We start from the raw sequence: 14,501 nt of genomic DNA on the forward strand, positions 1-14,501 counted from the left end.
GAAGGAGACACAGTGCCTGAGCAGACCCCGATCGGACCCGTCGACTCTTCGAGGGTGCCCCGGTTCGCCGGTTTCGCGACCTTCGCGAGGCTGCCGCGGATCGATCAGGTCGAGCACGCCGACGTCGCCGTCGTCGGGGTGCCGTTCGACGCCGGGGTGTCCTACCGCCCCGGCGCGCGGTTCGGCCCCGCGGCGCTGCGTGAGGCCAGCCGCCTCCTTCGCCCGTACCACCCGGAACTCGACGTTTCCCCGTTCGCCGAAACGCAGGTGGTCGACGCCGGTGACATCGCGCTCAACCCGTTCAACATCGGCGAGGCGATCGAAACGCTGCAGAGCGAGGCCGAGGCGCTGACCGCGAACGGGACGCGCCTGGTGACCGTCGGCGGCGACCACACGATCGCGCTGCCGCTGCTGCGGGCGGCGGCGAAGAAGCACGGACCGGTGGCACTGCTGCACTTCGACGCGCACCTCGACACCTGGGACACCTACTTCGGCGAGCCGTACACCCACGGCACCCCGTTCCGGCGGGCGTCCGAGGAAGGCCTCCTCGACACCGAAGCGCTGTCCCACGTCGGCACGCGCGGCCCGCTGTACGGCAAGCGGGATCTGGAAGAGGACCGCCGCCTCGGATTCGGCATCGTCACCTCCGGCGACGTCATGCGCCGCGGGGTCGCCGAGACCGTCGACGCGCTGCGCCAGCGCATCGGCGGCCGCCCGCTCTACATCTCGGTCGACATCGACGTGCTCGACCCCGCGCACGCGCCGGGCACCGGGACCCCCGAAGCGGGCGGGATGACCAGCCGCGAACTGCTGGAGATCCTGCGCGGGCTGCGGGACTGCAACCTCGTCGGAGCCGATGTGGTGGAGCTGGCCCCGGCTTACGATCATGCCGAGATCACCGCCATCGCGGCTTCCCACGTCGCCTACGACCTGGTGAGCCTGCTCAGTTTGGGGAAGGGCGCATGACCAGCACTGAACGGATAGGCGGCGACGTAGTCGTCGAAACCCTCCACGCGCTCGGCGCGGACACCGTCTTCGGCCTGCCGGGCCAGCACGCGCTCGGCCTGTTCGAAGCGCTGCGGCGCACGGACGACCTGCGCGTCGTCAGCTCGCGGGTGGAGAACAACCTGGCGTTCGCGGCCGACGGGCACGCCCGCGCCCGGCTCGCGGCGAATCCCGAGGGCCCGGTCCCGGTGACGCCGATGATCGTGTCGACCGGCCCCGGCGCGTTGCTGACTTTGGCTTCGTTGCAGGAATCCCGGGCAGCATCGGTGCCGGTGCTCGGGATTTCCAGCCAGATCCCGGTGGCCGGGCTCGGCGGTGGACGGCACGGGTACCTGCACGAACTGCCCGATCAGCAGGCCAGTTTCCGCGACGTGGTGAAGTCGGTGCACGTGGTGCGCACCGTCAGCCAGATCCCGACGGCGTTACGCGAGGCGTGGGAGTCGGCGGCGACCGCGCCGTACGGCCCGGTGTGGGTCGAGATCCCGCAGGACATCCTGCTGGCACCCGCCGATCTGCCGCGGATCACGTCGGTGACGGCACGGCCCGCACCGCTGGAGCCCTTGCCGGAGCTGATCACCGAAGCCGCGGATCTCCTTGGCGCGGCGAAGAATCCGGTGATCCTCGCGGGCGGCGGCGCGCTGCGCTCCGGCGCGCAGGCGGAACTCAAGGCGCTCGCGGAGGCGCTGCGCGCGCCGGTGCTGTCGACGTTCGGCGGCAAGGGCGTCTTCGGCTGGGACCACGAGCTGTCCGGCCGGTCGTGGCTCGAAGACTGGCACAGCACCGAGTTCCTGTCGGCCGCGGACGTGCTGCTGGTGCTGGGTTCCGGGCTCGGCGAGCTGTCCAGCAACTATCGCGAATTCGCCCCGCGCGGCCGGCTGATCCAGATCGAGGCCGATCTCGGGAAGCTGGAGTCGAACTACCCGGCCCTGGGCATCCACGCCGACGTCCGGCTTGCCCTGCAAGGGCTTCTGGAGCAGGTTCCGTTCCGGCAGAGCGACGGCGTCGCCGAGAAGGCGGTCGCGGATCTGCTGGCCAAGGTGGGCGAACGTCTCGACGGCCAGGCACTCGAAGCCGAGCGCAAGCTGATCGACGACATCCGTGCGGCGATCCCGGCGGGCACACAGACGTTCTGGGACATGACGATCGCGGCCTATTGGGCCTGGTCGGCGTGGAACCCCGAGGGCGCGCCGATCCACACCGCGCAGGGCGCGGGCGGGCTCGGTTACGGCCTGCCCGGCGCGCTCGGCGGCGCGGCGGCGACCGGCGGCCCCACACTGGCGGTGTCCGGCGACGGCGGCGCGATGTACGGCATCGCTGAGCTGGCCACGGCGGTCCAGCACGGGCTGGACGTCACGTGGCTCGTCATCGACGACGGCGGCTACGGCATCCTGCGCGAGTACCTGACCGGCGCGTTCGGCCAGTCCACGGCCACCGAGCTCGCGCGGCCCGATTTCGCCGCGTTGGCGCGGTCCTTCGGCGTCCCGGCCACGCTGTCCTCTTTGGACACCGTCGGGAAGGACCTCGCCGAAGCCCTCGGCACACCCGGTCCGTCGCTGGTCGTCCTCCCCGCCCTGCTGAAGATGTTCGAGCCGACCCACCTGGAGAAGAAATGACTCAGGTCCTGAATTTCGTCGACGGCGCCGAGGTACCGGCGTCGGGCTCGCGGACGCTCGGCCTGGTGGATCCCGCCACGGGTGAGGTCTTCGGCACCAGCGTCCTGTCCGAACAGTCCGATGTGGACGCCGCGCTGGCGGCCGCCGAGCGGGCGTTCAAGGTGTGGCGCAAGAGCACTCCCGCCCAGCGTCAGCTCGCGCTGCTGAGGATCGCCGACGCGGTCGAGTCGCGCGCGGAGGAGTTCGCCGAGCTCGAAATCCGCGAGACCGGCAAGATCCGCGCCGTCGTGCTGGACGAGGAGATCCCGGAGTGCGTCAGCGCGCTGCGGTTCTTCGCCGGTGCGGCGCGGCAGCTCGAAGGCACCGCGTCCGGGGAGTACCTGCCGGGGCACACGTCCGCGATCCGCCGCGAGCCGGTCGGCGTCTGCGCGCAGATCGCGCCGTGGAACTACCCGCTGATGATGGGTGTCTGGAAGATCGCCCCCGCGCTGGCCGCGGGCAACACCGTCGTGCTGAAACCCGCGGAGACCACGCCGTCGACGGCCGTGCTGCTGGCGAAGGTGGCGGCGGAGTTCCTGCCTCAGGGCGCGTTCAACGTGCTGTGCGGCGACCGCGACACCGGCCGCGCGCTGGTGAAGCACCCGATCACCGAGCTGGTGTCGATCACCGGCTCGACCCGCGCCGGGATCGACGTCGCCACCGTCGCGGCGGCCGACCTCAAGCGCACGCACCTCGAACTCGGCGGCAACGCGCCGCTGCTGGTCTTCGGTGACGTGAACCTCGCCGAGGCGGCCGAGGGCATCGTCGGCGCGGCGTTCTACAACGCCGGGCAGGACTGCACCGCGGGCAGCCGCGTGCTGGTGGACGCGGCGATCCACGACGAGTTCGTCGCGGAGCTGACCAAGGCCGCCGCCGCGCAGAAGCCCGGCACGGACTTCGGCCCGCTCAACAGCGAGGCGCAATTCGGCCGGGTCCGCGGGCTCGTCGAGCGGCTGCCGTCGCACGCTCGCGTGGAAACCGGCGGCGTGCCCGCCGGTGACCGCGGTTTCTTCTTCTCCCCCACCGTGATCTCGGGCCTGAAGCAGGACGACGAGATCGTGCAGGAGGAGATCTTCGGCCCGGTGATCACCGTCCAGTCCTTTGCGGACGAGGACGAGGCGGTGCGCCTCGCCAACGGCGTCCCCTACGGGCTCGCCTCGTCGATCTGGACCAACGACCTGTCACGCGCGACCCGCGTTTCAGGCGAACTCGACTTCGGCTGCGTCTGGGTCAACACCCACGGGCCGCTGGTCTCGGAAATGCCCCATGGCGGCTTCGGGCACTCGGGCCACGGGAAGGACCTCTCGTCCTACTCCTTCGCCGAGTACACCCGCGTGAAGCACGTCATGACCCGCTTCGCCTGACCGCGTTTCGTCCTCTGGATGCGGTAGTTGCGTGTGCAAGGAACGCATCCAGAGGACTGAACGCATAGCTGGAGGTCCCCATGGGTGACAAGGTCACCGAAGTCGAGCAGCACGGCATCGCGCCGATCCCGCCGGAGGAGCAGACGTCGCGCCCGCGCGACCTGTTCCGGATGGCGTTCGGCGGCGCGAACACCTTCGCCACCATCATCCTCGGGACGCTCCCGATCGCCTTCGGCCTGAGCTTCTGGGCGGCGGTCGCGGCCACCGTCGCCGGCGTGGTCGTCGGCGCGCTCGTGCTCTCGCCGATGTCGTTGTTCGGCCCGCTCACCCGGACCAACAACGCCGTCTCCTCGGGCGCGCACTTCGGTGTCGTCGGCCGTTGTGTCGGCTCCTTCCTCTCCCTGCTGACGGCGATCACGTTCTTCGCCATCTCGGTCTGGGTGAGCGGTGACGCCGTCGCCGGTGCGGCACAACGGCTTTTCGGCTTCGACGGCGGCGAAGTGCTCCGCGGCGTCGCGTACGGCGTCATCGCGATCGCCACGCTGGTGGTGTGCATCTACGGCTACCGGTTCATGCTGCTGGTGAACCGGGTCGCCGTGGTGCTGGGCACGGCGATCATGCTGCTCGGCATCGTGGCCTACGGCGGCACTTTCGACCCCGGGTTCGCCGGCACCGGCACCTACGCGCTCGGGGACTTCTGGCCGACGTGGATCCTCGCCGCGCTCACCACGATGGCGAACCCGATCTCGTTCGGCGCCTTCCTCGGCGACTGGACGCGCTACATCCCCGCGCGCCACAGCCGCCGTTCCCTGCTGGCCGCGCCGTTCCTGGCGCAGGTGGCGACGTTGCTGCCGTTCGGGTTCGGCATCGCCACCGCGACGCTGGTCGCGGATCCGGCCGACTACATCACCGGCCTGACCGCGATCTCCCCGCTCTGGTACGCGATCCCGCTGATCGTGGTCGCACTGATCGGCGGGCTGTCGACCGGCACGACGTCGCTCTACGGGACCGGACTGGATTTCAGCTCGATCTTCGTGAAGCTCAGCCGCGTGCAGGCGACGCTGCTGATCGGCTCGCTCAGTGTGGTGTTCATCTTCGTCGGCAATTTCGTGCTGGACATGGTCTCCAGCATCAACGCCTTCGCCACGCTGATCGTGCTGTGCACGTCGCCGTGGATGGTGATCATGATGATCGGTTTCGTGCTGCGGCGCGGGTTCTACGACCCGGACGACCTCCAGGTGTTCAACCAGGGCCGCAAGGGCGGGCGTTACTGGTTCACCCGCGGGGTGAACTGGCGGGCGATGGCGGCGTGGATCCCGGCGACGACGCTGGGCCTGCTGACCGCCAACACCCCGATGATCGCCGGGCCGTTCAAGGACATCGCGGGCGGCGTCGACATCAGCATGGTGGTGACGCTGTGCACGGCGGCGATCGCGTACCCCGTGCTGGTGAAGCTCTTCCCCGAACCGCGTGAGGTCTACTCGTACGCGGAGCCCGTCGCGGAACCGGCCGTCGCGGTTTAAGCGAAGCGGCGCAGCGCCCCGAGGAACAGCGCGTCGAAGGCGCGGTCCGGGAGCACCCGGCGCACGAACAGGATCGGCTTCGCCCCGAACCCGGCGGCGTAGCGGATCTTCGGGCGCCGGGCCCGGACGGCCTTCAGGATCACGTCGGCGATCACCTTGGGGTGGGAACCGCGCGCGGCCTGGTCGAAGAACTTCGCCAGCGCCTTGGCCTGCGGCGCGTACGCGGTGTCGCCCGAGGTCTTCATCAGGTTCTCGATGGCGATGCCGCCCCATTCGGTTTTGATGGCACCGGGTTCGACCACCACGACGTCGATGCCGAACGGTTTGAGCTCCAGCCGCAGTGAGTCGCTGAGTCCTTCGACCGCGAACTTGGTCGAGTGGTACCAGCCGCCGAGCGGTTCGTAGATCTTGCCGCCGATCGACGAGATGTTCACGATCCTGCCCGAGCCCTGGGCGCGCATATGCGGCGTGGTCAGCTGGACGAGCCGCGCGAGCCCGAACAGGTTGACTTCGAACTGGTACTTCCCTTCCGCGAGCGGCACATCCTCGAAGGCGCCGTACGAGCCGTATCCCGCGTTGTTGACCAGGACGTCGATGCGGCCGGACTCCTCGATGATCCGCTCGACCCCCGCGACCATCGACGCGTCGTCGGTGACGTCCATCCCGAGGATCTTGATGCCGCGTTCGGCCAGTCCGGCCATCCGCTCGACGCGCCTCGCGGCGCCGTAGACCGTGTAGCCCGCTTCGTGCAGCGCGAGCGCAGTGGCTTCGCCGATGCCCGCCGAAGCGCCCGTGACCAGTGCGACCTTCATATCCGTCTCCTAACTAACCGGTTGGTTGCTAATTCAGGTTGCCACGGAGTTCGACTGGATGTCAACCAACCAGTTAGTTAGACTGGGTCACATGGTCAGGGACAAGGAAGCGACCAAGCGGAAACTGCTGGACGCGGCGACGACCGAGTTCGCCACGTACGGCATCGCCGGCGCCAGGGTGGATCGCATCGCGAAGAACGCGGGCGCCAACAAGGCGCTGATCTACGCCTATTTCTGCAGCAAGGAATACCTGTTCGAGATGGTCATCCAGGAGCAGGTCGACCTCGCCGTCCGGACGCTCACGATCACCCCCGAGGACCTGCCCGGCTACGCGGGGAAGCTGTTCGACCGCTACCTCGAACACCCCCACCTCCTGCGGCTCATGGGCTGGCTTCGGCTGGAGAACGGCTTCGACGCGACGCCCGAGGCCGAGGTCCGGGCGCACGCGGACAAGGTCGCCGCGATCCGGGAGGCGCAACGCGCGGGCACCGTGCCGGACCACTTCGACGCCGAGGAACTGCTGAGCCTCGTCGTGCACCTGTCGATCCTGGGGTTCTCCTCCCCCACCGCGACCCGCGACCTCGTCGTCCGCGCGGTCGGCCGGATCGTGGGAACCTGAGCCGCTTTCCGCGCGACCACTGGGTATGCAGCGTCGTACGTTTCTGCGTGCTTCAGCCTTGTCCGCCGGTCTGGTGGGGGTCACCGCGCCCGCCGCTTCCGCCGCCGCCCCGTTGCGGGTGCAGATCCTGATGTTCGACGGCGTGGAGGAACAGGATTTCGTCGCGCCCGTCGAGGTTCTGGGCCTGGCCGGGAAACTCACCGGCGGCGCCGTGGTCACCTCGCTGGTTTCCGCTGGGCGGCCCGGATCCGTGACATGCACCTACGGCACCGTCGTCGAGGTCCCGCGCTCCTGGTCGCCCGGCGAGGCCGACGTCCTCGTGGTGCCCGGCGGCGGCTACACCGACCGGAACGGGCCCGGGGTGCACCGGCTCAACGCCGATCGAGGTTTTCTGCGGCGCCTCGCCGCGTCGCGAGCGCTGCCTGTCGGGATCTGCACCGGCAGCATGGTGCTGTCCGCCGCCGGCCTGACGAAGGGCCGCAACGCGACGACGCACCACGGCGCGAAGGCGGATCTGGCCGCGCAGGGCGCGAAAGTGATCGACGCGCGCGTCGTCGACGACGGGGATCTGATCACCGGTGGCGGGATCACCGCGGGGCTCGAGGTTTCGCTCTGGCTGATGGAGCGCTTCTTGGGCGCGAAGGCGGCTCAGCGGACCGAAGTGGTGCTGGAGTACGAGCGGCGGGGCACCGTCTGGCGGGCCTAGAGCTGTGTGGAAATAGGGACGTTGAGTGTCCCTATTTCCACACAGCTGGTCGTGAGAGTGACTGTCTCGCCAGCGCCTGTCAGCGCCGCGTGTCCTCCGGCGCCGGTGTCCGGCTCGCCAGCTTCGCCGACCACTCCGTCACTCGCCGCGCCACGTCCTGCGCGGTGAGCCCGACGCGGGCCAGCACCTCCTCGCGCGAACCGTGGTCGTGGAACACCTGCGGCACCGCGAGATCGCGCAGCGGCACATCGCATTCGGCGTCGCGGAACAGCGCCGCCAGCGCGGAACCGAAGCCACCGTGCCGCCCGCTGTCCTCGACGGTGACGACGAGCTTGTGCTGCTCGGCCAGCGCCACCAACTCGGCGGGGGCCGGGACGACCCAGCGCGGGTCCACCACGGTCACCCCGATGCCCTGGTCGGCCAGCCGGTCCGCGGCGGCGAGCCCGAGCATCGCGAACGCGCCCACGGCGACCAGCAGGACGTCGGCTTCACCGGCGGGCTTGCGCAGCACGTCCACGGTGCCGACGCGTTCCACCGCGGGCACCGAATCGACCACGCCGCCCTTGGAGAACCGCAGCGCCGTCGGCCCGTCCTCGACCGCGACGGCCTCCCGAAGTTCCTCGCGCAGCGTTCCGGCGTCACGCGGGGCGGCGACCCGCATACCGGGCACCATGCCCAGCAGCGAGAGGTCCCACATGCCGTGGTGGCTGGGGCCGTCCGGGCCGGTGATGCCCGCGCGGTCCAGCACCAGCGTCACCGGCTGGCGGTGCAGCGCGACGTCCATCAGGACCTGGTCGAACGCGCGGTTCAGGAAGGTCGAGTACACGGCGACGACGGGGTGCTTGCCGCCCATCGCGAGCCCGGCGGCCGAGGTCACCGCGTGCTGCTCGGCGATACCGACGTCGTACCAGCGGTCCGGGTACGCCTCGGCGAACTTGTGCAGCCCGGTCGAGCGCAGCATGGCCGCGGTGATCGCGACGACGTCCTCGCGGTCGGCGCCGATCTTCACCAGCTCGTCGGCGAAGACACCGGTCCAGCTCGGGCCCTTGACCGGCGGCAGGCCGGTCTCCGGGTCGATCGGGTCGGTCTGGTGCATCTGGTCGGCCTGGTTGGTCACCGCGGGCTCGTAGCCGTGCCCCTTCTCGGTGACCACGTGCACGATGACCGCGCCGCCGAAGTCGCGGGCGCTCTGGAACGCCTTCTCCAGCGCGACGAGGTCGTGCCCGTCGACCGGCCCGAGGTACTTGAGGCCGAGGTCGGAGAACATCATCTGCGGGCTCAGCGCGTCCTTCAGACCCGCCTTCGCCGCGTGCAGCGCCGCGTAGATCGGCTTGCCGACGACGGGCGTGTGCCGCAGCAGTTCCTTGCCGCGGTCCAGCACGCGTTCGTAGCCCGGCTTGAGCCGCAGCGAAGCGAGGTGGTCCGCGACGCCGCCGATGGTCGGCGAGTACGAACGGCCGTTGTCGTTGATGACGATGACGACCGGGCGGCGCGGGTTCGCGGCGATGTTGTTGAGCGCCTCCCAGCACATTCCGCCGGTCAGCGCGCCGTCGCCGACGACGGCGATCGCGTGCCTGCCACCGCCTTCGAGCTCGAACGCCTTCGCCAGACCGTCCACATAGGACAGGGCGGTCGAGGCGTGGCTGTTCTCGACGAGGTCGTGCTCGCTCTCGCAGCGCGCCGGGTAGCCGGTGAGGCCGCCGAGCTGGCGCAGCTTGCCGAAGCCGTCGTGACGGCCGGTGACGATCTTGTGCACGTACGCCTGGTGACCGACGTCCCACACGATGGCGTCGTCCGGCGAGTCGAAGACCCGGTGCAGCGCCATCGTCAGCTCGACCACACCCAGGTTCGGGCCGAGGTGACCACCGGCGAGCCGCACCTTTTCGACGAGGAAGTCCCGGATCTCCGCGGCCAGCTCGTCGAGCTGCTCCGGGTTCATCCGCTTCAAGTCGGCCGGTCCGTGCACGGACTCGAGCAACGTCACTCTCCCACCTCGCCTGGTTCCTCTTCCGCCGTTCCGACCAGTCTACGGAGGGCGCCTGAGAGTCTTCCGTCCGCCGCGTCACGGGTCACATGTCAGAAAATCACCACTCGACACCCGAGGGTGTGAACATAGTCTCTTTTGCCAAGTAGCGGTCACGTCGGGTGGCCGCGATAATCGCTGATCGACGGTTGAGCAGAAGCCGGTTCGGAGGGCTTGATGGCGGACTTTTTCATCGGTGGCGAGTGGGTCGACGCGGTCGGCGGTGGTCGCCGGGAAATCCGCTGTCCCGCCGACGGGTCGCTGGTCGCGGAAGTCGCCGAAGGCACCCGTGAAGACACCGAAGCGGCCATCGCCGCCGCGAGGAAGGCGTTCGACACCGGCCCGTGGCCGCGAACGCCCGCTCCCCAGCGCGGTGACCTGCTGCTGAAGGCCGCCGACCTGCTCGACCGCGACGCCGCGGCCTTCGCCCGCGCCGAGTCGCTCGACACCGGGAAACGGCTGGTCGAGAGCGAATACGACATGGCCGACATCGCCGCGTGCCTGCGCTACTTCGGCAAGCTCGCCGCGAACGACGCCGGCCGCGTGGTCGACACCGGCAACCCGGACGCGTTCAGCCGCATCGTGCACGAGCCGGTCGGCGTCTGCGGGCTGATCACGCCGTGGAACTACCCGCTCCTGCAGACCATCTGGAAGGTCGCCCCGGCGCTCGCGGCGGGCAACACGTTCGTCCTCAAGCCCAGCGAGCTGACCCCGCACACCTCGATCATGCTGATGAAGCTGCTGACCGAGGCCGGGCTCCCCGGCGGCGTGGCGAACCTGGTGCTCGGCGCCGGCGCCCAGGCCGGAGCGCCGCTTTCGGAGCACCCCGACGTCGACCTCGTGTCGTTCACCGGCGGCCTCGCGACGGGCAAGATCATCGCCGCGTCCGCCGCCGCGACCATCAAGAAGGTCGCGCTGGAACTGGGCGGCAAGAACCCGAACGTCGTCTTCGCCGACTCGGACTTCGAGACCGCCGTCGACTACGCGCTGACCGCGGTGTTCCTGCACTCCGGGCAGGTCTGCTCGGCGGGTGCGCGGCTGATCGTCCAGGAGGAGTGGCACGACAGGTTCGTCGACGAACTCGTCCGCCGCGCCGAGCTGATCCGACTGGGTGGACCTTTCGACCCGAAGGCTGAAACCGGTCCGCTGATCTCGGCCGCCCATTTGGAAAAGATCGAACGCTACGTCGCCGCGGCGCTCGAAGAGGGCGCCGTCCTGCGCACCGGCGGCAAACGTCCCGACGATCGCGAGCTCGCGAAGGGGCACTACTACCTGCCGACCATCCTCGACAACGTGAAGCAGGGCAGCAGCGCCGTCGTCGACGAATCGTTCGGCCCCGTGCTCACCGTCGAGACCTTCACCGACGAGGACGACGCCGTCCGCATCGCCAACGACACCCACTACGGCCTCGCCGGCGCGGTGTTCACCTCGGACGCCTCCCGCGCCCAGCGGGTCGCGAACCGGCTGCGGCACGGCACGATCTGGATCAACGACTTCCACCCGTACCTGCCGCAGGCGGAATGGGGCGGCTACAAGCAGTCCGGCTTCGGGCGCGAACTCGGCCCGACCGGGCTCGCCGAGTACACGGAGGCGAAGCACATCTACCAGAACCTCCGGCCCGCTCCACAGCGCTGGTTCTCCGGGGAGTCGGCGTCCAACTAAAGAGGGGAAATTGCCGATGAGCAATCCTTCCGATGACGGCCTCGCCGGTTTCGGCTACAAACAGGAACTCGAAAGAACGCTCGGCAATTTCCACACCTTCGCCGCCGGGATCAGCTACATCTCGATCCTGACGGGGACCTTCCAGTTGTTCTACTTCGGCTTCAGCTTCGGCGGGCCGGCGTACTGGTGGTCGTGGCCGATGGTGTTCGCCGGCCAGCTGATGGTCGCGCTGTCGTTCGCCGAGCTGGCCGCGCACTATCCGGTCGCCGGTTCGATCTACAACTGGTCGAAACGGCTCGGCAGCCCGCACGTCGCCTGGATGGCCGGGTGGATGATGCTGACGGCGTCGATCGTCAGCATCGCCGCGGTCGCGCTGGCCTACCAGATCACGCTCCCGCAGATCTCGTCGTTCTTCTCCTTCTCCGGCGACAGCGCGGTGAACGCGGTCATCCTGGGCACGGCGCTGATCGTGTTCACGACGCTGGTGAACGCCTGGGGCGTCAAGCTCATGGCGCGGATCAACAGCGCCGGGGTGTTCATCGAACTGATCGCCGCGGTCCTGCTGATCATCGCGCTCGCGGTGAACATCACGCGCGGCCCCGAGGTCGTCATGCAGACCAACAACACCGGCGCCGACCAGCCGTGGGGCTATTTCGGGGCGTTCCTGGTCGCGTCGCTCGCGTCGACCTACGTCATGTACGGCTTCGACACCGCCAGCTCGCTCGGCGAGGAGTCCCACGACCCGCGCAGGAACGCGCCCAAGGCGATCCTGCGCGCGCTGATCGCGTCGTTCGTCATCGGCGGGCTCATCCTGATCCTCGCGCTGATGGCCGTCGGCGACATCAACAACCCGGAGATCGCCACCGGCGGGCTGCAGTTCATCGTGCTGGACGTCCTCGGCAGCACGATCGGCACGATCTTCCTGCTCGCGGTCGTCGTGGCCATCACCGTGTGCAACCTGGCCGTGCAGTCGGCGTCGATCCGGATGATGTTCGCGATGGGCCGCGACAACAACCTGCCCGCCGGGAAACACCTGGCGAGGGTGTCGCCGAAGACCAAGACGCCCGTGGTCCCCGCGATCGTGTCCGGCGTCATCGCGGTGCTGATCCTGGTGGTCAACGTCGGCCAGCCGCAGATCTTCACGGTGATCACCAGTATCGGCATCATCATGATCTACCTGGCGTACCTGCTGGTCACCATCCCGATGCTGGTCAAGCGCCTGCGCGGGCAGTGGCCACCGCCGAAGGTGGAGGGCACCAAGTACTTCTCGCTCGGCAGGCTGGGGCTGCCGGTCAACATCCTCGGCGTGCTGTGGGGCGGCGCGATCGTGGTGAACCTGGCCTGGCCGCGGCGCGCGGTCTACAACGCGACCGAGCCGTATCACTGGTACCTCGAATGGGGGGCCGTGCTGTTCGTCGGCGCGGTGGCGGTCGTCGGTTTCGCGTATTACTGGTTCGTCCTGCGGCACAAGAGCGGCGTCCTGGCCGATCACGCCGCGGAAGCACTTCCCGAGGAGGCAGCACAGTGACCGGAGAGTTCGACTACATCGTCGTCGGCGGCGGGACGGCGGGTTCGGTGGTCGCGGCGAGACTCTCGGAAGACCCGGACGTCACCGTGGCGCTCCTCGAAGCGGGACCGTCCGATGTGGACGATCCGGCGGTACTGGAACTGACGAAGTGGATGGCGCTGCTGGAATCCGGCTACGACTGGGACTACCTGGTCGAGCCGCAGGAGTCCGGCAACTCCTTCCTGCGCCACGCCCGCGCGCGGGTGCTCGGCGGCTGCTCGTCGCACAACTCGTGCATCGCGTTCTGGGCGCCTGCCGAAGACCTCGACGAATGGGCGTCGCTCGGCCTGCCCGGCTGGGCCGCGAAGGACATTTTCCCTCTGTACAAGCGTCTTGAGACCAACGACGGCCCCGGTGACCACCACGGCCGCTCGGGTCCGGTGACCATCCGCTCGGTGCCGCCGAACGACCCGACCGGTGTCGCGCTGCTGCGGGCCTGCGAGCAGGCGGGCATCCCGAGGACGGAGTTCAACTCGGGCAAGACCGTGACGCACGGGGCGAACTGGTTCCAGATCAACGCGCGCGAGGACGGCACCCGCTCGTCGGCGTCGGTGTCGTACCTGCACCCGATCATCGGCAAGCGGCCGAACCTGGAGATCATCACCGGCGCCCGCGTCCGGCGGCTGCTGTTCGACGGCAAACGCTGCACCGGTGCGGAATACCTGGCCGACGACCTGATCCACGGCGTCCAGCTGCGTGCACGGCGCGAGGTGATCCTCTCGTCGGGCGCGATCGACACGCCGAAGCTCCTGATGCTGTCGGGAATCGGCCCCGCCGAGCACTTGCGCGAGGTCGGCGTGGACGTGCTGGTCGATTCCCCCGGAGTCGGCGAGAACCTGCAGGATCACCCCGAAGGCGTCATCCAGTGGGACGCGCTGCAGCCGATGACGACCGAGTCCACGCAATGGTGGGAGATCGGCATCTTCACCACCACGGAGGAAGGTCTCGACCGGCCGGACCTGATGTTCCACTACGGCTCGGTGCCGTTCGACATGAACACCCTCCGGCAGGGGTATCCGACCACGGAGAACGGCTTCTGCCTGACCCCGAACGTCACGCGGTCACGGTCGACCGGGACGGTGCGGCTGCGCAGCCGCGACTACCGGGACAAGCCGAAGGTGGACCCGCGGTACTTCACCGACGAGCACGACATGCGCGTGATGACCTACGGCATCAAACTGGCGCGCAAGATCGCCGAGCAGCCCGCGCTGGACGAATGGGCGGGCACGGAACTGGCGCCCGGCAAGGACGTCAAGACCGACGACGAGATCGCGGACTACCTGCGCAAGACGCACAACACGGTCTATCACCCCTCGTGCACCGCGAAAATGGGCGGTGACGGCGACCCGATGGCGGTGCTGGACGCGCGTCTGCGCGTACGGGGTGTCGAGGGACTGCGGGTCGCCGACGGTTCGGCGATGCCGTTCCTGGTCGCGGTGAACCCGTGCATCACGACGATGGCGATCGGTGAGAAGTGCGCGGACATGCTGAAGGAGGACGCGCGCTCCTAGCTTCGCTCGTCCGGCCCCCTGGTTTCGGCCAGGGGGCCTTCTTCTTGCCCGGAAAAC

11 protein-coding genes are annotated in these 14,501 nt (G+C 69.1%); 9 read left to right on the forward strand and 2 right to left on the reverse strand.

Going from position 1 to position 14,501, the window contains the following annotated elements; genetic code table 11:
- Nucleotides 1–12 precede the first annotated feature (12 nt).
- The 4 genes from speB (at nucleotide 13) to ACXIZN_RS19360 (ending at nucleotide 5,544) form a co-directional block, all read left to right on the forward strand.
- Nucleotides 13–966 carry an agmatinase gene (gene speB / locus ACXIZN_RS19345; RefSeq protein ID WP_034318045.1) on the forward strand — a complete coding sequence of 318 codons (954 nt, stop codon included), beginning with the start codon at nucleotides 13–15 and terminating at the stop codon, nucleotides 964–966.
- Complete coding sequence (locus tag ACXIZN_RS19350; RefSeq protein ID WP_457956045.1) at nucleotides 963–2,618, forward strand: thiamine pyrophosphate-binding protein; 1,656 nt, start codon at nucleotides 963–965, stop codon at nucleotides 2,616–2,618. The genes speB and ACXIZN_RS19350 overlap by 4 nt, the downstream gene beginning before the upstream one ends.
- A complete protein-coding gene (locus ACXIZN_RS19355) occupies nucleotides 2,615–4,021 on the forward strand; it encodes an aminobutyraldehyde dehydrogenase (RefSeq protein WP_457956047.1) in 1,407 nt (468 codons plus the stop codon). Before ACXIZN_RS19350 ends, ACXIZN_RS19355 begins: the two co-directional genes overlap by 4 nt.
- A gap of 80 nt (nucleotides 4,022–4,101) precedes the next feature.
- Nucleotides 4,102–5,544, forward strand: a complete 1,443-nt coding sequence (locus ACXIZN_RS19360; RefSeq protein WP_063274499.1) for a purine-cytosine permease family protein — start codon at nucleotides 4,102–4,104, stop codon at nucleotides 5,542–5,544.
- Here the strand turns inward: ACXIZN_RS19360 and ACXIZN_RS19365 are convergent.
- The gene (locus ACXIZN_RS19365) at nucleotides 5,541–6,356 is read right to left on the reverse strand and encodes an oxidoreductase (protein ID WP_457956048.1); all 816 of its coding nucleotides are present in this window, start codon (nucleotides 6,354–6,356) and stop codon (nucleotides 5,541–5,543) included. The two genes, ACXIZN_RS19360 and ACXIZN_RS19365, sit on opposite strands and share 4 nt — an antisense overlap.
- Before the next feature lie 91 nt (nucleotides 6,357–6,447).
- Between ACXIZN_RS19365 and ACXIZN_RS19370 the strand changes: the two genes are divergently transcribed.
- Together ACXIZN_RS19370 and ACXIZN_RS19375 are read left to right on the forward strand one after the other, a co-directional pair.
- The gene (locus tag ACXIZN_RS19370; protein ID WP_457956050.1) at nucleotides 6,448–6,975 is read left to right on the forward strand and encodes a TetR family transcriptional regulator; all 528 of its coding nucleotides are present in this window, start codon (nucleotides 6,448–6,450) and stop codon (nucleotides 6,973–6,975) included.
- A 58-nt stretch (nucleotides 6,976–7,033) separates the two neighbouring features.
- Nucleotides 7,034–7,681, forward strand: coding sequence for a DJ-1/PfpI family protein (locus tag ACXIZN_RS19375; protein ID WP_457956052.1), 648 nt, complete (start codon nucleotides 7,034–7,036; stop codon nucleotides 7,679–7,681).
- A 79-nt stretch (nucleotides 7,682–7,760) separates the two neighbouring features.
- On the opposite strand, the gene dxs is transcribed toward ACXIZN_RS19375, so the two are convergent.
- On the reverse strand, nucleotides 7,761–9,665 hold the full coding sequence (gene dxs, locus ACXIZN_RS19380; RefSeq protein ID WP_457956053.1) for a 1-deoxy-D-xylulose-5-phosphate synthase: 1,905 nt from the start codon (nucleotides 9,663–9,665) through the stop codon (nucleotides 7,761–7,763).
- Between the two features lie 216 nt (nucleotides 9,666–9,881).
- On the opposite strand from dxs, the gene ACXIZN_RS19385 reads away from it, so the two are divergent.
- Genes ACXIZN_RS19385 through ACXIZN_RS19395 form a run of 3 tightly spaced genes read left to right on the forward strand, consistent with a single transcriptional unit; the run spans nucleotide 9,882 to nucleotide 14,444 of the window.
- Complete coding sequence (locus tag ACXIZN_RS19385; protein ID WP_457956054.1) at nucleotides 9,882–11,366, forward strand: aldehyde dehydrogenase family protein; 1,485 nt, start codon at nucleotides 9,882–9,884, stop codon at nucleotides 11,364–11,366.
- Between the two features lie 16 nt (nucleotides 11,367–11,382).
- Nucleotides 11,383–12,894 carry an APC family permease gene (locus tag ACXIZN_RS19390; RefSeq protein WP_457956055.1) on the forward strand — a complete coding sequence of 504 codons (1,512 nt, stop codon included), beginning with the start codon at nucleotides 11,383–11,385 and terminating at the stop codon, nucleotides 12,892–12,894.
- The gene (locus ACXIZN_RS19395; RefSeq protein WP_457956057.1) at nucleotides 12,891–14,444 is read left to right on the forward strand and encodes a GMC family oxidoreductase; all 1,554 of its coding nucleotides are present in this window, start codon (nucleotides 12,891–12,893) and stop codon (nucleotides 14,442–14,444) included. The genes ACXIZN_RS19390 and ACXIZN_RS19395 overlap by 4 nt, the downstream gene beginning before the upstream one ends.
- Nucleotides 14,445–14,501 lie beyond the last annotated feature (57 nt).

Source organism: Amycolatopsis sp. TRM77291 (assembly GCF_054166285.1).